The sequence below is a fragment of the Candidatus Pseudomonas phytovorans genome (assembly GCA_029202525.1).
GTDB classification, from domain to species: Bacteria; Pseudomonadota; Gammaproteobacteria; order Pseudomonadales; family Pseudomonadaceae; genus Aquipseudomonas; species Aquipseudomonas phytovorans.
This window is the reverse complement of record CP119325.1, coordinates 2,044,244-2,063,455: the sequence shown is the minus strand read 5'-3', so window position 1 is coordinate 2,063,455 and position 19,212 is coordinate 2,044,244. Positions and strand designations below refer to the sequence as shown.

17 protein-coding genes are annotated in these 19,212 nt (G+C 63.1%); 6 read left to right on the top strand and 11 right to left on the bottom strand.

The window, feature by feature from the left end; genetic code table 11:
* Window positions 1-19 precede the first annotated feature (19 nt).
* The 5 genes from P0Y58_09250 to P0Y58_09230 are packed head-to-tail and all read right to left on the bottom strand — an operon-like array spanning window position 20 to window position 6,006.
* Window positions 20-1,003 carry a sulfotransferase family protein gene (locus tag P0Y58_09250; GenBank protein WEK32359.1) on the bottom strand — a complete coding sequence of 328 codons (984 nt, stop codon included), beginning with the start codon at window positions 1,001-1,003 and terminating at the stop codon, window positions 20-22.
* Entirely contained in the window at window positions 991-1,791 is an 801-nt protein-coding gene (locus tag P0Y58_09245) for an aspartyl/asparaginyl beta-hydroxylase domain-containing protein (GenBank protein WEK32358.1), read from the bottom strand. Before P0Y58_09245 ends, P0Y58_09250 begins: the two co-directional genes overlap by 13 nt.
* A gap of 23 nt (window positions 1,792-1,814) precedes the next feature.
* Entirely contained in the window at window positions 1,815-3,911 is a 2,097-nt protein-coding gene (locus P0Y58_09240; protein ID WEK33299.1) for an HlyD family efflux transporter periplasmic adaptor subunit, read from the bottom strand.
* The gene (locus P0Y58_09235) at window positions 3,908-5,227 is read right to left on the bottom strand and encodes an HlyD family efflux transporter periplasmic adaptor subunit (protein WEK32357.1); all 1,320 of its coding nucleotides are present in this window, start codon (window positions 5,225-5,227) and stop codon (window positions 3,908-3,910) included. Before P0Y58_09235 ends, P0Y58_09240 begins: the two co-directional genes overlap by 4 nt.
* Window positions 5,224-6,006, bottom strand: a complete 783-nt coding sequence (locus P0Y58_09230; protein WEK32356.1) for an efflux RND transporter periplasmic adaptor subunit — start codon at window positions 6,004-6,006, stop codon at window positions 5,224-5,226. The genes P0Y58_09235 and P0Y58_09230 overlap by 4 nt, the downstream gene beginning before the upstream one ends.
* A 195-nt stretch (window positions 6,007-6,201) precedes the next feature.
* Between P0Y58_09230 and P0Y58_09225 the strand changes: the two genes are divergently transcribed.
* Complete coding sequence (locus tag P0Y58_09225; protein WEK32355.1) at window positions 6,202-7,500, top strand: mechanosensitive ion channel family protein; 1,299 nt, start codon at window positions 6,202-6,204, stop codon at window positions 7,498-7,500.
* A 109-nt stretch (window positions 7,501-7,609) separates the two neighbouring features.
* Here the strand turns inward: P0Y58_09225 and P0Y58_09220 are convergent, their stop codons facing one another.
* The 4 genes from P0Y58_09220 to P0Y58_09205 all read right to left on the bottom strand — a co-directional run bounded on the left by P0Y58_09220 (window position 7,610) and on the right by P0Y58_09205 (window position 10,728).
* Window positions 7,610-8,545 carry an AEC family transporter gene (locus P0Y58_09220; protein ID WEK32354.1) on the bottom strand — a complete coding sequence of 312 codons (936 nt, stop codon included), beginning with the start codon at window positions 8,543-8,545 and terminating at the stop codon, window positions 7,610-7,612.
* A gap of 1 nt (window position 8,546) precedes the next feature.
* Complete coding sequence (locus tag P0Y58_09215; GenBank protein ID WEK32353.1) at window positions 8,547-9,422, bottom strand: carboxylate/amino acid/amine transporter; 876 nt, start codon at window positions 9,420-9,422, stop codon at window positions 8,547-8,549.
* A gap of 283 nt (window positions 9,423-9,705) precedes the next feature.
* On the bottom strand, window positions 9,706-10,305 hold the full coding sequence (locus P0Y58_09210) for an FMN-dependent NADH-azoreductase (GenBank protein ID WEK32352.1): 600 nt from the start codon (window positions 10,303-10,305) through the stop codon (window positions 9,706-9,708).
* 108 nt (window positions 10,306-10,413) lie between these two features.
* The gene (locus tag P0Y58_09205; protein WEK32351.1) at window positions 10,414-10,728 is read right to left on the bottom strand and encodes a 3-phosphoglycerate kinase; all 315 of its coding nucleotides are present in this window, start codon (window positions 10,726-10,728) and stop codon (window positions 10,414-10,416) included.
* A gap of 49 nt (window positions 10,729-10,777) precedes the next feature.
* Between P0Y58_09205 and P0Y58_09200 the strand changes: the two genes are divergently transcribed.
* The 4 genes from P0Y58_09200 (at window position 10,778) to P0Y58_09185 (ending at window position 14,974) form a co-directional block, all read left to right on the top strand.
* Window positions 10,778-11,701 (top strand): LysR family transcriptional regulator, encoded by a 924-nt coding sequence (locus P0Y58_09200; protein WEK32350.1) that lies wholly within the window; start codon window positions 10,778-10,780, stop codon window positions 11,699-11,701.
* Between the two features lie 13 nt (window positions 11,702-11,714).
* Entirely contained in the window at window positions 11,715-12,527 is an 813-nt protein-coding gene (locus tag P0Y58_09195; protein WEK32349.1) for an alpha/beta hydrolase, read from the top strand.
* Window positions 12,521-13,078, top strand: a complete 558-nt coding sequence (locus P0Y58_09190) for a peptidylprolyl isomerase (protein WEK32348.1) — start codon at window positions 12,521-12,523, stop codon at window positions 13,076-13,078. Before P0Y58_09195 ends, P0Y58_09190 begins: the two co-directional genes overlap by 7 nt.
* Before the next feature lie 63 nt (window positions 13,079-13,141).
* Complete coding sequence (locus tag P0Y58_09185; GenBank protein WEK32347.1) at window positions 13,142-14,974, top strand: ABC transporter ATP-binding protein; 1,833 nt, start codon at window positions 13,142-13,144, stop codon at window positions 14,972-14,974.
* A 125-nt stretch (window positions 14,975-15,099) separates the two neighbouring features.
* On the opposite strand, the gene P0Y58_09180 is transcribed toward P0Y58_09185, so the two are convergent.
* On the bottom strand, window positions 15,100-16,227 hold the full coding sequence (locus tag P0Y58_09180; protein WEK32346.1) for a GNAT family N-acetyltransferase: 1,128 nt from the start codon (window positions 16,225-16,227) through the stop codon (window positions 15,100-15,102).
* 261 nt (window positions 16,228-16,488) lie between these two features.
* Here P0Y58_09180 and P0Y58_09175 point away from each other — a divergent pair, with 261 nt between their 5' ends.
* Window positions 16,489-17,733 carry a putative porin gene (locus P0Y58_09175; protein WEK32345.1) on the top strand — a complete coding sequence of 415 codons (1,245 nt, stop codon included), beginning with the start codon at window positions 16,489-16,491 and terminating at the stop codon, window positions 17,731-17,733.
* Between the two features lie 139 nt (window positions 17,734-17,872).
* Here the strand turns inward: P0Y58_09175 and P0Y58_09170 are convergent, their stop codons facing one another.
* Window positions 17,873-18,994 (bottom strand): beta-ketoacyl-ACP synthase III, encoded by a 1,122-nt coding sequence (locus tag P0Y58_09170; protein ID WEK32344.1) that lies wholly within the window; start codon window positions 18,992-18,994, stop codon window positions 17,873-17,875.
* Window positions 18,995-19,212: the final 218 nt, after the last annotated feature.

The window sequence follows — 19,212 nt, the reverse complement described above, 5'->3', positions numbered from 1 at the left end:
GGCTTTTTGACACCCGTTTCTATGCAGTTTGCAAGCGTATGGATTCCAAGGCGTTGTACGCCTCCGAGGCCCACTGCCGCACGCCATCGCGTGCTTCATCGCTGGCCTGCTCGCGCTTTCGCTGGCTGTCGCCAGTGAAGTTCATCCCCGGCTGCTTGGCATCGAAGGCCGCCACTTCGCGCAACTTGGGCTCATCACCGGGTTGCACGCCAAACTCAGGCGCGAGCCGGCCCCAGATGGCATCGGGCAATTCGGTGTAGTTGACGGCAATGCCGCCATGTTGCTGGCACAGCACCAGGCCCGCCTTGAGGATCTCGCCTATCATCCGGCAGCTGTACTCCACCACGCCCATTGCCTGGGCGTCGGGCAACAAGGTATCGAGCCGGGACGGGCCAAGCAGGCCCGGCACCCGATGCATACCCGCCTGGCGCAATTGCGAGACGACGATTTCCAGCGGGTCGCGGTACAGGAACAGCTTCGGCACCTGGGGATACAGCTCGGCCAGCAAGGGCGCCTCAAAAACGCTCCAGGCATCGAGCTTGATCACCAGTTGCCGCTCATCGCCCTGCCGCCGCTGGCCATAAGCCGACATCAACGCGCTTACTGCATCGGCCTGCCAGGCCGTAGCACCTGGGTCTTGCAAGGGGGCGCGCAGCAGGTTGTCCAGCGGGGGCGGCTCCGACAGCACGATGTTGTGCGCCTGGCTGGCGAGCAACTGCGCGATCAGGGTCGAGCCACATCGTGAGGCATGAAACACCAGCGCCGATGGCGCAAGGCCCGGGCTGCGTGCCTGCCAGTCGAGCAGCGCCTGGATATCGGTGTCACGCCGCAGCGCCTGGTTGAATGGCAGGCGCAGGGCCCGGTCGACATCGTCGCGCAGAAACGGCAGGGTCAGACGCTGCTGGCCGAACCAGCACCAGTCCACACGCCACTCGCCTTCACGCTGCCAGAGGCGAATGGGTAGCCAACCCTGGAAGTCGGCTGGGGCATTCAGGCTCGCCATTGATCGCTCCACGCTCGCTTGCCCTGGCGCATGGCGCTCAGGACTTCTGCCTCGGTAAATACCAGACCCTGGGCCACGCCAAGGCCGATGGCCTCGGCCACGAATGCACTCGGTGCCTCAAGCCGTTGCAGGCGTGCGGCCAGTGCAGGGTCTTGCGCCACCAGCAAGCGAAACTGCTCGAACGCCTGCCCCGCCTTGCCCAGGCGCAATGCCGGGGTTTGCCCACGCCCTTGCTCGATCAGGCCAAGCAACCAGGCATCGGCAATGCAATCGAGCACCAGATGCACGCGCTCGCCAGGCCCGGGGTTACTTACCCGGTGTGGGCGCGACAGGTCGATGAACCAACACTCCCCCGGGCCCATGGGCACCTGCAGGCCGTCGACCAGAAATTCCACACCGGGCGGGCTCAGCAACGGTACATGCAGGCGCAGGCAACCACCGGGCCGGCCCAGGTCGGGGTCGCGGTGCTCGTGAATCTGCGCGCCCGCACCCAGGCGCAGCAAGCGCGCCGCCTGCAGCGATGCCAGGAAGGGCGCCAGCACGGCTTGCCACGCCGCCTCTTGCTGCCACCAGCTCAAGTGGACTGCCGCCCCTTGGCCCGGCGCCAGCGGCAACAGCGCATCCTCGCTGGTAACCAGGGCTACGCCACTCCATTCGCCCTGGTGATTGCTGCTGTTGAAATGGGCCAGCCAGCTTTCTGCAGTCACCCGCTGCAATGCCTGCAGCAAGCCCTCCAAGTCGATGGCCAGCGGTAACCGGGCACAGCGCGGCAGCTTCACATCGGACATGTCCACTCCTTCTGGTGCGGGTTCTAGAATCCACTCTCACGAATGCCCAGCGCGGCCAGTCGACGCCAGGCCGCGCCCAGCAGTGACTCACGGTCACCCTCGAGCACCACCACCCCGCGCACCGGCTGCGGCACATCAGCTGATCCAGTCAGTGGTACCAGGTGCACACCGTACTGGGCCTGGAGCGGTTCGGCGCGCTGCTGGCCATCACGGCGCACGGCAATCGGGCCATGGCGATCAGAGGCCAGTGCCTCCTGCTCCAGGTAAGCCACACCGGTGGCATCCACCTGCTGCACACGCACCGCCAGCGCCGACCGGGCCGGGTCATCGGCAATGAAGCGGCCCTCGCTGCCTGCCGCGACCCGCCACAAATCAGCCTCGGCCAAGTAGCCGCGCAAGCGCAGCCCAGGCTCCACGATACGCCCCAGTGTCTGCGCCGGATTCAGCCACTGCCCCGCCGCGAGCCCAGGGGGCAGATCGCGAAGCACGCCTGTCCGTGGTGCACGCAGCAGCAGGCGCTCACGCCGTGCGGCGAGCCCGCGGTACTCGGCCACCGCCTCGGCCAATTGCTGTTCGATCACCCCGGCATCGCTGGCGGTGGCGCTTCGTCCGGACTGGCGACGCAACAGCAACTGCAGTATTTCGATTTCACGCCGGACGATGGCCTGACGTGAATCCAGGTCCGGCGACTCCAGCTCCAGCAGCAGCTGGCCTTGACTGACGGGCTGGCCATCCTGCACCTGCAGGCTTTTCAAGCGCGCCGCCACGGGGGCATGCAAGGCACTCACCCGCGACGCCTCGAGCATCGCCGGCACCTCCACTGCGCCGCGCCACGGCACCACCAGCAGCATCAGCAACAACAGCAGGCCGATGCCCAGGCGCATGGCCTTGAGAGGTTGTGCCTGAGCGCGTCGCTGCCACCAATGTTGCAGTTCCTTCCACACGGGCAAACCGATGAACCACACCAGCTCAACCACCATCAGGAAAATGCCGAGCACTTTGAAGAACAAGTGGTACACCGCCAGGGCGATGCCGAAAAACAATACCGCGCGCCAGATCCACGCGCCGTACCCCCACAGCAACAGGCGCCGGCGCATCGGCGGCGACCAGGCCTCGGGCACCGGCTCACCATAACCGAACAGCGCCTCGCGCAGGCGCCAGCGGCATAAGGCGAAGGCGCGCTGCTGCAGGTTTTCGACACTCCACAGGTCGCTGATCAGGAAGTAGCCGTCAAAGCGCATGAACGGGTTGAGGTTGACCAGCAAGGTAGTGATCCAGGTGGCGCTGGCCAGCATGAACGCCGCTGTGCGCAATGGCCCATCGGGCAGCAGCGACCAGGCCAGCAGCGCCAGCACCGCCAACACAAGTTCGGCGAATACCCCCCCCGCATCGATCAACAGCCGCGAACGCCGGTCGCTGACGCGCCAGGCATCACTGACATCGGTGTAGAACATCGGCAACATCACCATGAATGCCAGGCCCATGCTCTGCACCCGGCAGCCGGCGCGTTTGGCCATGTAGGCATGGCCAAACTCATGAAAAAGCTTGGCAAAGGCCAGTGCCAGACCGAAGGCAAGCATGCCGCCAAAGCTGAACAGGTGCGGAAAGGTGGCAATGAAGCGCGACCAGTCGCGCATGACCAGAAACAGCCCAAGCACCAACAATACTGGCAAACCGATACGCAGCAGCCAGCCACCGTGGCGCTCCAGCACCGGCCAGGTACGGTTGAGAAAGGCGTCCGGGCGCCACAACGGAATGCGAAAGAACAAATACTGGTGCAGGGCCTTCTTCCAGATGCCCTGCCGCGTGGCGGCGGCCTTGCTGGCATAGCTCTGGCGCTGGAGAGGGTCCTGGGCGCTCAGCAAGTCATGGTGGCCCAAAAAGGCCAGCAGCTCGTCCAGTGCCTCGGCATCCAGCGCCAGGCCCGGTTCGGCATTGGCGGCATCCAGCACCTGCTGCGGCTCGCCCAGTTGCCAGTGGCGCAGCAAGCGCACGGCGGCGGCCCCCAGCTTGAAATAGCGGCCACGCAACGGGTCGGCCAAGGTCCATTGTGCAGTCCCATCGAGGGCCGCCGCCGCCGGCGACAGCTGCAAGTCTTCACGCAGCGCCGGCAACATCAGAAGCCCAGCCCTTGGCGCATGGCCGCCAGTGGCCGGCGCAACAGGTAATAGGCCAGCGGCGCACGCTCGCCATAGAGCTTGGCAGTGCCGCGCAAGCCGATGCGCGGCGGCTCGTCAACGAAGGCCGCATCCAGCCGATAGGCCAACTGCCCAGCGGCGGTGGCTTGAGCTTCGTATGCAGCACGCTCGAGCTTGGCGTCGTGCCGATGCAGCGGGTCGCTGTCCAGGAACAATGCCACTTCGGCCCCCGGTTGCAGGGCAACGGCATCGCCGACCGGCAGCTCCATGCGCAGGTCGGCCTTGGTTGGGTCAGCCAGCTGCATCAGGCGCTCGCCGGTCTGCACAGGCTTGCCGGTCCAGCGCTCGGCGTCGGCGAACACCGCAATGCCGGCGCGTTCGGCGTGGATTTCGCTGCGGGCCAGCAACTGGCGGGCATAGTCGAGTTCGGCGCGTTTCTGTTCGACCCGCGCGGCCAGCAAATCAAGGCGCGCGCCGGAGTCGGCATCAGAAAAGGCGCGCTGGGTGCTGGCCTTGAGCTCTGCCTCGGCCACCCCCAGCGTGCGCTCGGCTACATCGGCCTGGGCCTTGAGTGTGGTGGCGTCGAAGCGCACCAGTAGGTCACCCGCCGCCACTGTCTGGTTGGGCTTGACCAGAAACTCGGCGATGACACCATCCAGCGGAGCCGCCACCACCCAACCGCCACGTGGCACTACTTCGGCGGGCGCCAGTGCCGACTGGCGTACGGGAATCAACAGCAACAGCAGCGCCGCGGCGAGCACTGCAAACAACCGCCGCCGTGGCCAGCGCAAGCGCCAGGGGCGGACAGGGTTCAGGGCCTGCCAGGCATGTGCGTAGGTTTCGCCCAGTTGAGCCAGCAGGGCCTGCTCGGCCGGGTTGAAGGCATGCTCACGGGCCAGCCACAAGCCACCAAAGGCCTCGCCCTGGCGATTGTGCAGGGGCAGCCAGAACGCCTGCCCTGCCGACAGTTCCTGCCAATCAGCGAGCGCCTGGGCGTCCAGCAGGCTCGGCTCGACCGGCGCAGCCTGGCCGGCGACACCCGCCGCCTGCAGCTTGCTTGCGGCGCGCTCGACGAATGCCACGAACGGCGCGTTGGCCTCGACCACGCTGATACCGGTCAACGCCTGCACCTTGCCGGTTATCAGCAAGGCGGCATGGCGAAAGCCGAACAGCGCCTGGCCATCATTGACCATGGAATACGCCAGTTGCTCGGTGCTGCCAGCCTGCCGAGCCTGGCGCTCCAGCCCAAGAAACAGCGCAAAGGCACGCTCCGCGACACCGTTAATGGCAGCGGTCATGGCTGTTCCGGGAAGGTGGCCGTGCCGCTCATGCCGGCCAACAGGCCGCGGGCGTCACTCGGCAGCTCGCCGATCAGCAGCAGCGTCTGGCTACCTTCATCGATGCGCGCGCCCACCCGCTTGACCTTGGCACCCAGCGGCTGGCCGGTCTCATCGGGGGTGAACTGGAAGGTTTGCCCCGGTTTGAGCCGGGCGAGCCAGCGCGATGGCACCAGCAGCTGGATTTCCAGCGAACGGTTGTCCACCACTTCCAGCAGGGGCGCGCCGTTGGCGACGCTTTCGTGGGGTTGGGCACGGCGTTGCACAACCCGGCCATCGAAGGGCGCGGTGACCACGCAGCGTTTGACTTGCACCTGGTACACCTGGGCTTCAGCCTGGGCCTGGGCCTGCTTGGCATCGGCCAACGACACCTCGAACTGCCCCACCGACTTGAGCGCAGCCAGTTGGCGATTGTGGTTGAGTTCCTCGCGGGCAGCGCGCACCGAGGCCTGGGCAGCATTGAGCTGGGCCTGATAGGCCGAGCAGTCGAAGCGCGCCAGGGTGCTGCCTTTCTTGAAGTCTTCGCCGTCGGTGTAAGGCATCTCGACGATGCGCCCCGCCAGCTCACTGGCCAGCATCGCCTGATCGCGGGCGCGCAGCACGCCACGGGCATTGTTGCCGTTGCCTGCATTGCCCAGGCTTGGCGTATCAAGCAAAGGGTCGCCAGGCACCTCACTGCCCCACGCCAGCGGCAGATGCAGCACAGTCAAGACCAGCGCCAGTCGGATTCCGCGACACATATCCCACACTCCCTTGCAAGCTAAGTGGCCGGAGTGTACGTAAAAAGTGATGGCACGGATATATCACGCCAGCGCAAGAAGTTCAGTCGCATCGGGAAACGGTTTCTGCCGCCGTAGCCGAATTTCTTTTGGCAACTTTGTCGCCATCCGCGCTCTAATGGCACTTCGTTTCGCAACAAGACTGTACGCAACCCCATGGATATACAAAGAATCTGGCGTGACTCCCTCGACCTGTGGGGCACCCTCGACCAACACCCGATGCTGCACGCCGCCATTGGCCTGGCGGTGCTGCTACTGATTTCCCTGGTACTCGGCCGCCTGGCGCGCTTCCTGATGCTGCATGGCGCGCGCCTGCTGGCTCGCCAACCGGCACTGAAGTGGCTGGACGACCTGCGCCACAACAAGGTGTTCCACCGCCTGGCGCAGACCACGCCATCGCTGGTGCTCCAGTTCGGCCTGAAACTGGTACCGGAGCTGTCCGACACGGCCCAGCACTTCCTCGGCAACGTTGCCCTGGCCTTTACCCTGCTGTTCATGACCATGGCGCTGTCATGCCTGCTGGATGCCCTGCTCGACATCTACGCCCGCACCGAACACGCCCGCACCCGCTCCATCAAGGGCTATGTGCAACTGGCCAAGATGATGCTGTGGATCTTCGCCTCCATCGTCATCGTCGCCACCCTGATCGACCGCTCGCCGTTGCTGCTGCTGTCGGGCCTGGGTGCCATGTCGGCGGTGCTGCTGTTGGTGTACAAAGACACCCTGCTGTCGTTCGTTGCCAGCGTGCAGCTCACCAGCAACGACATGCTGCATGTGGGTGACTGGATCGAAATGCCGCAGGTGGGTGCCGATGGCGACGTGGTGGACATCACCCTGCACACGGTGAAGGTACAGAATTTCGACAAGACCATTGTCTCGATCCCCACCTGGCGCCTGATGAGCGAGTCGTTCCGCAACTACCGCGGCATGCAGCAGTCCGGTGGCCGGCGGATCAAGCGCAGCCTGTTCATCGATGCAGCCGGGGTACGTTTCCTCACCCGCGATGAAGAACAGCGCCTGACCCAGGTGAGCCTGCTGGGCGACTACCTGGCCAGCAAGCGCCAGGAGCTGCAGAACTGGAACGAAGCGCTGGGCCCGGTGGCCGAGCTGTCGGCCAACCGCCGCAAGCTGACCAATATCGGCACTTTCCGCGCGTTTGCCCTGGCCTACCTGAAGAACCACCCCAACGTGCACCCCAACATGACCTGCATGGTGCGGCAGATGCAGACCACGGCCGAGGGTGTGCCGCTGGAGATCTACTGCTTCACCACCACCACGGTATGGGCGGAGTATGAGCGGATTCAGGGGGATATTTTCGACTACCTGCTGGCGGTGTTGCCGGAGTTCGGGTTGAGCCTGTATCAGCAGCCGAGTGGCAATGACATGCGGGTGGGGTTGGCGGGGCGGGTTGTGGAGCCGGTATCGCGGCGGCTTGAAGAGCTGAGTGAGGCTTGAGATTGCCGGGGCTGCTTTGCAGCCTCTTCGCGGGGCAAGCCCGCTCCCACAGGTTCAGCGTCTGCGCGGTCATTGTGGGAGCGGGCTTGCCCCGCGAAGAGGCCCTCAGCTACCCCGCGTAACCCAGCAGGTACAACAACCCGGTCAAGGTCACCAATGAGGCCACGGTCGACAACAGAATGGTCCGCGAAATCAGCCCCGCCTCGCGGTTGTAATACTCTGCCAGCATGAACGGCCCGGTCCCGGTCGGCAGCGCCGCCAGCAGCACCGCCGACGCCGCCCACATGGTCGGCAAGCTGAACACCTTAAACGCCAGCACCCAGGTCAGCGCTGGCTGCCCTACCAACTTCATGGCCACCAACGGCCACGGGCTGGCCTGCGACCCTGTACGTTTTTCAGCCAGAAATGCACCCAGCGATATCAGCGCACAAGGCGTGGTCGCCAGCGCCAGCATGTCGAGAAAGTGCATCATCGGTTCCGCCAGGCCCAACCCGGACACCGCCCAGGCAGCGCCTGCCAGTGGTGAAATCACCAACGGGTTCTTCGCCAGCGCCTTGCTCACCAGCAATATGGCGCGGCCAATGTGCCGCTCCTCTTGTAGCCCGACTTCGATCAGCGTCAGGGAAATGGCAAACACCAGGCACACCACGATCAACGATGAGATCAATGCTGGCTGCAAACCCGCCTGGCCGAACAGCAGCAGACACAACGGAATGCCTATATAGCCGGTATTGGCATACCCCGCACTGAGCCCGTCGATGCTCGACGCCACCAGGCCATGGCCAGTGTTCAGGCGCCACAGCAAGGTGACCACGAACATGGCCAGGGCGCCCGTACCAAAGGCCACGATGAAGCCGGGGTGCCAGATTTCGCTCCAGGTGGCGGTGGCCGTCACCTTGAACAGCAACGCCGGCAGGCACAGCCACACCACCATCTTGTTGATTTCGGCGGCGGCCTTGTCGCCCAGCTTGTTGGTTTTGCGGCACAGATAGCCAACCAGGATCAGGGCGAAGATCGGCGCAACAATGACGAAGATGGTGTGCATGTCAGGCCTTGCCGGCCAGCGGCGTCTGCGCGCGTGCGCCCAACCGGCTCAGCCACACCGACGCGAGGATGATCGCACCGCCGATGAACAGCCGGCCCAGCGGCTCGTGCTGATTCCAGATCAGCAGGTTCAGCAGCAGCCCCACCGGTACATGCAGGTTGTTCATCACCGCCAGCGTGCCGCCAGAAACCAGGCAGGCGCCCTTGTTCCACCAGTAAAGGCCCAAGGCGGTCGGACAAAGGCCCAGGAACAGCAGCACCAACCATTGCACATCGGTACTCGGCAAATGCTGGGCGTTCCCGAACAGCAGGAAGGCCGGCAGCACGACCAGCAAGGCACCCAGATAGAAGTAGCCAAAGCGGGCGTAGTGCGGCAGGTCACTGGGGTGGCGTGCGACCAGATGGCGGTACAGCACCTGGCCGGCGGCATAGGTGAAGTTGGCCAGTTGCAGCAGCAGGAAGCCGATAAAGAATTCGCCACTGATGCTGTCGAAGCGGATCACCGCAGCACCGGCCACAGCCACCAGCGCAGCCAGCAGCGCCCATGGGTTGAAACGCCGGTTCATGGCGTCTTCGATCAGCGTCACATGCAGCGGCGTGAGGATGGTGAACAGCAGCACTTCCGGCACGGTGAGTACGCGGAAGCTCAAGTACAGGCAGACGTAGGTAATGCCGTACTGCAGGGCACCGATCAACAGCATCGAGCGCATGAAGCGCGGTTCGACCTGGCGCCAGCGGGTCAATGGCAGGAACACAAGGCCAGCCAGCAGTACCCGTGCGAGCACGGCGAAGTAGCTGTCGACGTGCCCGGCCAGGTACTCGCCGATCAGGCTGAAGGAAAACGCCTGGATCAGCGCGACGATTATCAGGTAGCCCATGGTTGCCTCTCGTAAATCAAGGCCGCGACCTTAGCGGGTTGCGGCGAATGAGTTCAACCATGAGGAATGTAGGGGCTGTGCCGGCCTCTTCGCGGGCTTGCCCGCTCCCACAGGTCACCGCAGGCCTGAATGCTGCAATATTCCTGTGGGAGCGGGCAAGCCCGCGAAGAGGCCGGCACTGGCACCCACAAAATCCCAGGCATAAAAAAGCCCGGCCATAAGGGCCGGGCAGGTACACCCAAAGGAGCAAAAACAGGTGTCAGGTTTGGGAATTCAGTAAGCCTCAGGCCACCGCCGCCAGCTTGGCCTTGGCCTGGTTGACGCCCTTCTCGTGGAACTCGCCGCTCATGTTCAAGCCTTCGGCATGGATGAAGTCGACATCGTGAATGCCGATGAAGGCCATTACCTGGCGCAGGTAGGGTTCCTGATGGTCGCTGCTGGCACCGGCGTGAATACCGCCGCGAGCCGTCAGGACCACGGCGCGCTTGCCGGTCAGCAGGCCTTGCGGGCCGGTCGGGGTGTACTTGAAAGTGATGCCGGCACGCAGCACGTGGTCTAGCCAGGCCTTGAGGGTGCTGGGAATAGTGAAGTTGTACATCGGCGCAGCCATCACCAGCACGTCGGCAGCCAGCAATTCATCAGTCAATTCGTTGGAACGGGCCAAGGCCTCCAGTTCCGCGGCACTGCGCTGCTCTTCGGGCTTCATCCAGCCACCGAGCAGGTTGGCATCCAGGTGTGGCACCGGGCTTACCGCCAGGTCGCGCACGGTGATCTGATCGGCTGGGTGGGCAGCCTGCCATTGCTGGATGAAATCCTTGGTCAACTGACGTGAAACGGAATCCTGCTGGCGGGCGCTGCTTTCGATGATCAGTACGCGGGACATGGGATGCCTCCATCGGCAAAAAGGGTGCGATTCGATGGAGGTGAGATTAAGGCTTGACCTATCGATAAAAAAGCGTAAAAAGTGGGTTCAATCAATCGATTAATCAGTTTATTCCGCACTGCAGTTCAAGGCGATCCGCAGTTTGATGATCTGCCGATTGAATTTGGCCGTGACATCGACGCTTTTACCGGCAGGAACGTTCACCCGGCGTACCCGCGGTGCTTCCGGGCCATTGCGAAAGGTCACTTTGCACGCTGCCGGTACTTGCCCATAGTTGTTGAGGGTAATGGCCCCAATGTCGTAGGCCGTGTCATAGGCGGTGTAGTCGAGCTTGACCCCGGTCAGTTCCTTCTCCACATCGATGGGATAGGCCATGGCCCCGAGGGGCAGGCACATCAGTATTGCCGCACAACATTTCTTCATGGGCCGCTCTCCTTGCAAAGAGCGCAGCTTAGGACAACAGGAGCGAAAGATGAAAGCGCCGCGCGTAACCCTTGACCAGTGGCGAACCCTGCAAGCAGTGGTCGATCACGGCGGGTTTGCCCAGGCCGCCGAGGCACTGCACCGCTCGCAGTCCTCGGTCAGCTACACCGTGGCCCGCATGCAGGAACAACTGGGCGTGCCACTGCTGCGCATCGACGGCCGCAAGGCGGTGCTCACCGAGGCGGGCAACGTGCTGCTGCGCCGCTCGCGCCACCTGGTCAAGCAGGCCAGCCAGCTCGAAGACCTCGCCCACCACATGGAACAAGGCTGGGAAGCCGAGGTGCGCCTGGTGGTCGATGCCGCCTACCCCAGTGCCCGCCTGGTACGTGCCCTGGCGGCGTTCATGCCGCAAAGCCGCGGCTGCCGGGTGCGCCTGCGTGAAGAAGTGTTGTCTGGCGTAGAAGAAGTGATGCACGAAGGCATCGCCGACCTGGCCATCAGCAGCTACAGCATTGGCGGCTACCTGGGGGCCGAACTGAGCGCGGTGGAGTTCGTCGCCGTCGCCCACCCCGAGCACAGCCTGCACCGCCTGGGCCGGGAACTCACCTTCCAGGACCTGGAAAGCCAGTTGCAGGTGGTCATTCGCGACTCGGGCCGCGCACAGCCGCGCGATGTCGGCTGGCTGGGTGCCGAACAACGCTGGACCGTCGGCAGCCTGGGCACCGCCGCCACCTTTGTGAGCAGTGGCCTGGGCTTTGCCTGGCTGCCCCGGCACATGATCGAGCGCGAGCTGAGTGAAGGCGTGCTCAAACCGCTGCTGCTGGATCAGGGTGGCAGCCGTCACCCACTGTTCTACCTTTATTCGAGCAAAGAGAAGACCTTGGGCCCGGCCACGCAGATTCTCATCGACCTGCTGCGCAACTTCGACACCGCGCCACTGGACGTGCCCTTCGCAGCCCCCCCGCAAGCCTGAGAGGACCGCGCCCATGGCCTATTTCGAACACGAAGGATGCGCACTGCATTACGAGGAATATGGCCAGGGCGAACCCCTGGTGTTGCTGCACGGGCTGGGTTCCAGCTGCCAGGACTGGGAGCTGCAGGTCCCGGAGCTTAGCCGCCACTATCGGGTGATCCTCATGGACATCCGCGGCCACGGCCGCTCAGACAAGCCGCGTGACGGGTACCAGATCGCCACCTTCAGTGCCGACCTGCTGGCCCTGCTCGAACACCTGCACACAGGCCCCGTGCACTTCGTCGGCCTGTCCATGGGCGGCATGGTGGGCTTCCAGTTTGCCGTCGACCACCCGCAATGGCTGCGTAGCCTGTGCATCGTCAACAGTGCCCCCGAGGTCAAGCGCCGCACCCGCAGCGACTGGCTGTGGTGGCTCAAGCGCTGGGGCCTGGCACGCATCCTCAGTGTCGAAACCGTCGGCAAGGGCTTGGCGCAACGGCTGTTCCCCAAACCCCAGCAAGCTGACCTGCGGCAGAAGATGGCCCAGCGCTGGGCGCGCAACGACAAACGCGCCTACCTCAAAAGCTTCGACGCCATCGTCGACTGGGGCGTGCAGGAACGCATCGGGCAGATCCACTGTCCCACCCTGGTGATCGCCGCCGACCACGATTACACGCCGATACAACTGAAACAGCACTACGTAGCCCTGATGCCCAACGCCAGGCTGGTCGTCGTCGAAGATTCCCGGCACGCTACGCCCCTCGATCAACCCGAGGTCTTCAACCAGACCCTGCTGCAGTTCCTCGCAGCCGCTTCCACCTCTCAAGGATCTTTGAGCCCATGCTGAAAAAACTTCTTCTCACCGCCTGCTCGATGGCCTTAGCCACCAGCGTCATGGCCTCCGACAAGACCCCGCACGTTATGCTGGACACCAGCTTCGGCCAGGTCGAAATCGAACTGAACGCCGAGAAGGCACCGATCAGTACCAAGAACTTCCTGCAGTACGTCGACAGCGGCTTCTATAACAACACCATCTTCCACCGCGTGATCCCGGGCTTCATGGTCCAGGGCGGTGGCTTTACCGACCAGATGGCGCAAAAAGACACTAAGGATCCGATCAGGAACGAAGCCAGCAACGGCCTGCTGAATACTCGCGGCACCCTGTCGATGGCGCGTACCTCGGACCCGAACTCGGCCACCAGCCAGTTCTTCATCAACGTGGCCGACAACGACTTCCTCAACCCGGGGCGTGACCGTGGCTACGCCGTATTCGGCAAGGTGACCAAGGGCATGGAAGTGGTCGATCAGATCGTCAATTCACCGACTACCGTCAAAAAAGGCATGCGCGATGTACCGGCCGACCCGGTCTACATCAAGTCAGCCAAACGCATCGACTGACCGCAGGCTTCACAGGGACGTGAAACCGCCTGAGGGTCGGATGGAACAGGAGTGTCGCTACCCATGCTGTACCGCCGTTTCGAGCAACTGATCGACATTTTCCGCGACGCGCCTAGCGAGTCGCCCCCCAGCCAGGTATGGCCCTTTTACCTGTATTACCTGCGCCAGGTGTGGCCAAGCTTTTTAGCGCTGCTGGTGGTCGGCCTGTTCGCCTCGCTGATCGAAGTGGCGATGTTCAGCTACCTCAGCCGCATCATCGACCTGGCCCAAGGCACGCCGAATGCCAACTTCTTCAGTGAGCACAGCGGCGAACTGATCTGGATGCTGGTGGTGATCCTGCTGCTGCGGCCGTTGTTCTTCGGCCTGCACGACCTGCTGGTGCACCAGACCATCAATCCTGGCATGACCAGCATGATCCGCTGGCAAAACCACACTTACGTGCTCAAGCAGAGCCTGAACTTCTTCCAGAGCGACTTTGCCGGGCGTATTGCCCAGCGCATCATGCAGACCGGCAACTCGCTGCGTGACTCCGCCGTGCAGGCGGTGGACGCGCTGTGGCACGTGCTGATCTACGCCGTCACTTCACTGGTGCTGTTCGCCGAGGCCGACTGGCGCCTGATGCTGCCGCTGCTGGCCTGGATCGCCAGCTACATCGCCGCGCTGCTCTACTTCGTGCCACGGGTCAAGGAACGCTCGGTGATTTCCTCGGACGCCCGCTCCAAGCTGATGGGGCGTATCGTCGACGGCTACACCAACATCGCGACGTTGAAGCTGTTCGCCCATACCGACTACGAGCAGCAGTACGCGCGTGAAGCGATCCGCGAGCAAACCGAGAAAACCCAGTTGGCCTCGCGGGTAATCACCAGCATGGACGTGGTCATCACCACACTCAACGGCTTGCTGGTGGTCGCCACCACGGGCCTGGCGCTGTGGTTGTGGAGCCAGTCGCTGATTACTGTTGGCGCCATCGCCCTGGCCACCGGCCTGGTGATCCGCATCGTCAACATGTCGGGCTGGATCATGTGGGTGGTCAATGGCATCTTCGAGAACATCGGCATGGTCCAGGATGGCCTGCAGACCATCGCCCAGCCGGTTACCGTGACCGACCAGCCCAACGCGCCGCCGCTCAAGGTCAGCCGCGGTGCGGTGCATTTCGATGATGTCGACTTCCACTATGGCAAGGCTGCCAATGTGATCGAAGGGCTCGACCTGAACATACGCCCAGGCGAAAAAATCGGCTTGATCGGCCCGTCCGGGGCGGGCAAGTCGACCTTGGTCAACCTGCTGCTGCGCCTGTATGACGTGCAGGGCGGGCGCATCCTCATCGATGGCCAGAACATTGCCGAAGTCAGCCAGGCCAGCCTGCGCGCACAAATTGGCATGATCACCCAGGACACCTCCCTGCTGCACCGCTCGATCCGCGACAACCTGCTGTATGGCCGCCCCGACGCCAGCGAGGCGGAGTTGCACGAGGCGGTTCGTCGCGCCCGCGCCGACGAGTTCATTCCGCAGCTTTCAGACGCCCAGGGGCGCACCGGCTTCGATGCCCATGTAGGAGAGCGCGGGGTCAAGTTGTCGGGGGGTCAGCGCCAGCGCATCGCCATTGCCCGGGTACTGTTGAAGAATGCGCCGATCCTGATCATGGACGAAGCCACTTCGGCGCTGGATTCGGAGGTGGAGGCAGCCATCCAGGAAAGCCTGGAGACGCTGATGCAGGGCAAGACGGTGATCGCCATCGCCCACCGGCTTTCCACCATTGCCCGGATGGACCGGCTGGTGGTGCTGGACAAGGGGCGCATTGTCGAGAGCGGCAGCCATGCCGAGTTGCTGGAACAGCAAGGGCTGTATGCCCGGTTGTGGCACCACCAGACCGGGGGTTTTGTCGGAGTCGACTGAGTCCTGTACTGGCCCTATCGCCGGCAAGCCAGCTCCCACAAGGCCCCCACAGACTTCAAGGCCGGTGGTAATCCTGTGGGAGCTGGCTTGCCGGCGATAGGGCCAGTACAGGCAACACAAATCCCTCAGTCCCGACGATACGGCAACATCCCTCGCGCCTCCTCGGCATACCCCCTCACCCCTTCCCGCTCCTGCACCAGGAAGTCCTCCACCGCCCGCCGCAACCCCGGGTGCAGCAGGTAATGCCACGACCGTGTAATCACTGGCTCAAACCCACGTATCAACTTGTGCTCGCCCTGCGCCCCGGCATCGAAACGCTGGTAACCCTCGGCAATGGCAAAGTCCATACCTTGGTAGAAACACGTTTCGAAATGCAGCCGGTCGAATTCATCCAGGCAACCCCAGTAACGGCCAAACAGGCTGTCGCCCCCGACCAGGCTCAAGGCCATCGCCACATCACGCCCACCCTGCCGGGCCATTACCACACGCAGCGCCTCGGGCATGCGCTCGGCCAGCAGGCTGAAAAACTCACGGGTCAGGTAGGGCGCGCGGCGGCGCACCGCATAGGTATTGGCATAGCAGCGGTAGACGAAATCCCACTGCGCCTGGTCCAGTTCCCCACCGCGGTACCAACGGAACTCGATGCCCTGCCCGGCCACCTGCTCACGCTCTTTGCGCATCTGCTTACGCTTGCGCGAACTCAGGCTGTCGAGAAAATCCTGGAAGTCGCGATACCCACGGTTTTGCCAGTGAAACTGGCAACCCAGGCGTTCCATCCACCCTGGCAGGCCCGCCAACTGCGCGTCCAGCGCCGGGTCGGTAAAGTTGATATGCGCACCGGAAAGCCCGCCCTTGCCCAGATACTCCGGCAGGGCCTGCAGCATCAACAAACCGTCAGCCGGATCAGCCGCCAGCAGGCGTGGGCCGCTGACCGGGCTGAACGGCACAGCGCCGAGCAGCTTCGGGTAATAGGCGATACCCGCCCGCTCACACGCATCGGCCCAGCCATGATCGAACACATACTCGCCAAACGAGTGCCACTTGCGGTACGCCGGCAACAGTGCCCGTACCTGCCCGTCACGCTCCAGCACCAGGTGCTCGGCGGCCCAACCGGTGCTGCGCGTGACACTGCCACTGTCCTCCATGGCACTTAAAAATCCATGGCGCAGAAACGGTTGGCCAGCCGGTACCAAGGCATCCCAGGTGGCCGCCGGAAGATCACGCAAATGGGCAAGGCTGTGCAGGCTGGTCACGGTTTCGACTCGCTGTCTGAAGGCATTCAGTATCCCCAAGGAAGGCTCGCCACTCAAACGACGAATGTCGGGCAGATCCTTTCATTCTCAATTACTTAACAACAGTGCCACTAATTAGACATTAATCTGTCATTGGCCCCCGCAATACTTGCGCCTGTTTTCCGGAACCCCAGAACCTGTCTAGTCAGGCCCTTTCCGAAGACATGCCAACGCAGGGGCAGGCGCTAAGCCTCCCCCATTTTATTCAGTAGGGAGAACCTTATGCGTCTTGTTTCTACACTTACCGGAGTAAGCCTCACCGGCATGATGCTGGCCCTGAGTGCCCCGGCCAGTGCTGCTGTCGACGCCAAGCTGCTCGAAATGCTCCGCGCCAACGGCTCGATCAACCAGGCGCAGTACAGCGAACTGCAAGGCGACCTGGCAAAAGAAACCAAGGAAAAGGCCGACCAGAAAGCTCAGTCCGAACGTATGAGCTCCTTTGAACAAAAAGTGGCATGGGCCGCCAAGACCCAGATCAAGGGTGATGTGCGCCTGCGTTACGAAGACGTCAACGTCGACAACCCGATCTCCCGCAGTGGCAACCAGGACCGTGAGCGCGTGCGTGCCCGTGTCGGCTTCTACAGCGAGATCAACCCGCAGGTCGACGCCGGTGTGCGTGTGGCCACCGGTAGCAGCGCCGATGCCCGCTCGACCAACCAGAGCCTGGACAACTACTTCGAGAAGAAGTCGCTGTGGGTCGACCTGGCCTACCTCGACTGGCACCCGACTGCAGTGCCTAACCTGCACCTGATCGGCGGCAAGATGAACCAGCCATGGGTGAGCATGGGCGACATCATCTGGGACAGCGACATCAACCCGGAAGGCGTGGCGGCTACCTACAAGACCAACCTCGGCCCGGCCGAAGTGTTCGGCAGCATCGGCCACTACAACCTGAAGGACAACGTCGACGGCGACGGCGTACAGTTCAAGCACGACGCGCAGCTGTATGCGGCCCAGTTGGGTACCAAGTTCAACGCGGCTGACACCGTCAAGATCACCGTTGGCGGCAGCATCTACGGCTACGACAACGACAAGGCCTCGGCCGCCCTGCGTTCGCTGGGCAACACCACTGACGAGTTCAACCTGGTTGAAGGCTTCGGTCAGGTCGACTTCACCGGCTTCGCCATCCCATTGTCGGCTTACGGCCAGTTCGTCAAGAACACCGAAAGCACCGACGGCAAGGACAAGGCCTGGCTGGCTGGTGTGAAGAGCAAGATCGGTGCCTGGAGCCTGGACTACAACTACCGCGACGTACAGCGTAACGGTGTAGTCAGCCTGTTCACCGACTCTGACTTCGGTAACGGCTTCACCGGTTCCCGTGGCCACAAGTTCAAAGTGGGTTACGAAATCGACAAGAACTTCGCCCTCGGCGCGGCCTACCTGATGGCCAAGACCGACTACTCCAACCTGCCGAACAGCGATGCTGACGTAGACACCCTGCAGGTGGACCTGGAAGCCAAGTTCTAAGCGACACCCTCCTCTGCTTCATTCTGCAGCGGGAAATGCCGACCCCATCCGGCATTTTCCGCTTTTTTTTGCCTTGCAGAAATGCGCCGGCCCCTTCGCGGGCAAGCCCGCGAAGGGGCCGGTACAGGCGCCAAAAAACTCAACGCTTGCGCAGAATCACGCTACCAATCGAATACCCCGCACCAAACGAGCTCAACACGCCCAGCGAGCCCTTGGCCAAGTCATCCTGATACAGATGGAAGGCAATCACCGACCCCGCCGAACTGGTGTTGGCATAACGGTCGAGAATCACCGGCGCATCTTCCTCGGCCACTTCACGCCCAAGCAGCTTCTTGACGATCAGGTGGTTCATGCTGAGGTTGGCCTGGTGCAGCCAGAAACGCTTCACATCACTCGGTTGCAGGCCATTCTCCTGCAGGTGCTCACCGATCAGCTCGGCCACCTTGGGGCAGACTTCGCGGAATACTTTGCGACCTTCCTGGATGAACAGCTTGTCCGACGCGCCTTCGCCCTCTTCCGCCGCGCGGTTGAGGAAGCCGAAGTTGTTGCGGATATTGTTGGAGAATTCGGTCCACAGCTTGCTGCTGACGATGTCGAACTGATGTGCCGAGGTGGCCTGATCGGCTCGTTCGAGCAACACCGCCGTAGCGGCGTCACCAAAAATGAAGTGGCTGTCACGGTCACGGAAGTTCAGGTGGCCGGTGCACACCTCTGGGTTAACCATCAGCACCGCGCGCGCCTGGCCCAGGGCCACGCTGTTGGCGGCGGTCTGAATGCCGAAGGTGGCCGACGAGCAGGCCACGTTCATATCGAAGGCAAACCCCTGGATGCCCAACGCCTGCTGCACTTCGATGGCAATCGCCGGGTACGGGCGCTGCAGGTTGGAACAGGCAACGATCACCCCATCGACATCGGCCGCCGTGCGACCGGCACGCTCCAGGGCCTGGCGGGCGGCGGCCACGGCCATTTCGCAGAGCACCGACGGCTCGTCGTTGGAACGCTCCGGCAGGCGTGGTTTCATGCGCTGCGGATCGAGGATGCCGGCCTTGTCCATGACGAAGCGGCTCTTGATGCCCGAAGCCTTTTCGATGAACGCCGCGTCGGACACCGGCGCCGCTTCGACTTCACCGCGCTCGATGGCGGCGGCGTTATCCTGGTTGAACTGCTCCGACCACTCGTTGAAGGATTCCACCAGTTCTTCGTTGGAAATGCTCTGGGTCGGGGTGTACAGGCCGGTGCCGCTGATCACGACGTTATGCACGGTCGTTCCTCTGGTCAAAGGCCATCGCCACGGGGCGCTGGCTGGGAATATGACAGGCTAATGGCACTTTAGTACCAATTCCAGGGCGAGGGCTGCGCCCTCGTTCGCGGGCACGCCCGCTCCCACAGGTACAGCGCAGGCAGCGAACCTTGCTCATCACCTGTGGGAACGGGCGTGCCCGCGAAGGGCCGCAAAGCGGCCCCAAACTCACTGAAGTG

What these genes read in the sequence shown, in the direction of transcription:
- P0Y58_09250 (WEK32359.1), bottom strand. Translation starts at nt 1,003, where the DNA reads ATGGCGAGCCTGAATGCCCCAGCCGACTTCCAGGGTTGGCTACCCATT.
- P0Y58_09245 (WEK32358.1), bottom strand. Translation starts at nt 1,791, where the DNA reads ATGTCCGATGTGAAGCTGCCGCGCTGTGCCCGGTTACCGCTGGCCATC.
- P0Y58_09235 (WEK32357.1), bottom strand. Translation starts at nt 5,227, where the DNA reads ATGACCGCTGCCATTAACGGTGTCGCGGAGCGTGCCTTTGCGCTGTTT.
- P0Y58_09230 (WEK32356.1), bottom strand. Translation starts at nt 6,006, where the DNA reads ATGTGTCGCGGAATCCGACTGGCGCTGGTCTTGACTGTGCTGCATCTG.
- P0Y58_09225 (WEK32355.1), top strand. Translation starts at nt 6,202, where the DNA reads ATGGATATACAAAGAATCTGGCGTGACTCCCTCGACCTGTGGGGCACC.
- P0Y58_09220 (WEK32354.1), bottom strand. Translation starts at nt 8,545, where the DNA reads ATGCACACCATCTTCGTCATTGTTGCGCCGATCTTCGCCCTGATCCTG.
- P0Y58_09215 (WEK32353.1), bottom strand. Translation starts at nt 9,422, where the DNA reads ATGGGCTACCTGATAATCGTCGCGCTGATCCAGGCGTTTTCCTTCAGC.
- P0Y58_09210 (WEK32352.1), bottom strand. Translation starts at nt 10,305, where the DNA reads ATGTCCCGCGTACTGATCATCGAAAGCAGCGCCCGCCAGCAGGATTCC.
- P0Y58_09205 (WEK32351.1), bottom strand. Translation starts at nt 10,728, where the DNA reads ATGAAGAAATGTTGTGCGGCAATACTGATGTGCCTGCCCCTCGGGGCC.
- P0Y58_09200 (WEK32350.1), top strand. Translation starts at nt 10,778, where the DNA reads ATGAAAGCGCCGCGCGTAACCCTTGACCAGTGGCGAACCCTGCAAGCA.
- P0Y58_09195 (WEK32349.1), top strand. Translation starts at nt 11,715, where the DNA reads ATGGCCTATTTCGAACACGAAGGATGCGCACTGCATTACGAGGAATAT.
- P0Y58_09190 (WEK32348.1), top strand. Translation starts at nt 12,521, where the DNA reads ATGCTGAAAAAACTTCTTCTCACCGCCTGCTCGATGGCCTTAGCCACC.
- P0Y58_09185 (WEK32347.1), top strand. Translation starts at nt 13,142, where the DNA reads ATGCTGTACCGCCGTTTCGAGCAACTGATCGACATTTTCCGCGACGCG.
- P0Y58_09175 (WEK32345.1), top strand. Translation starts at nt 16,489, where the DNA reads ATGCGTCTTGTTTCTACACTTACCGGAGTAAGCCTCACCGGCATGATG.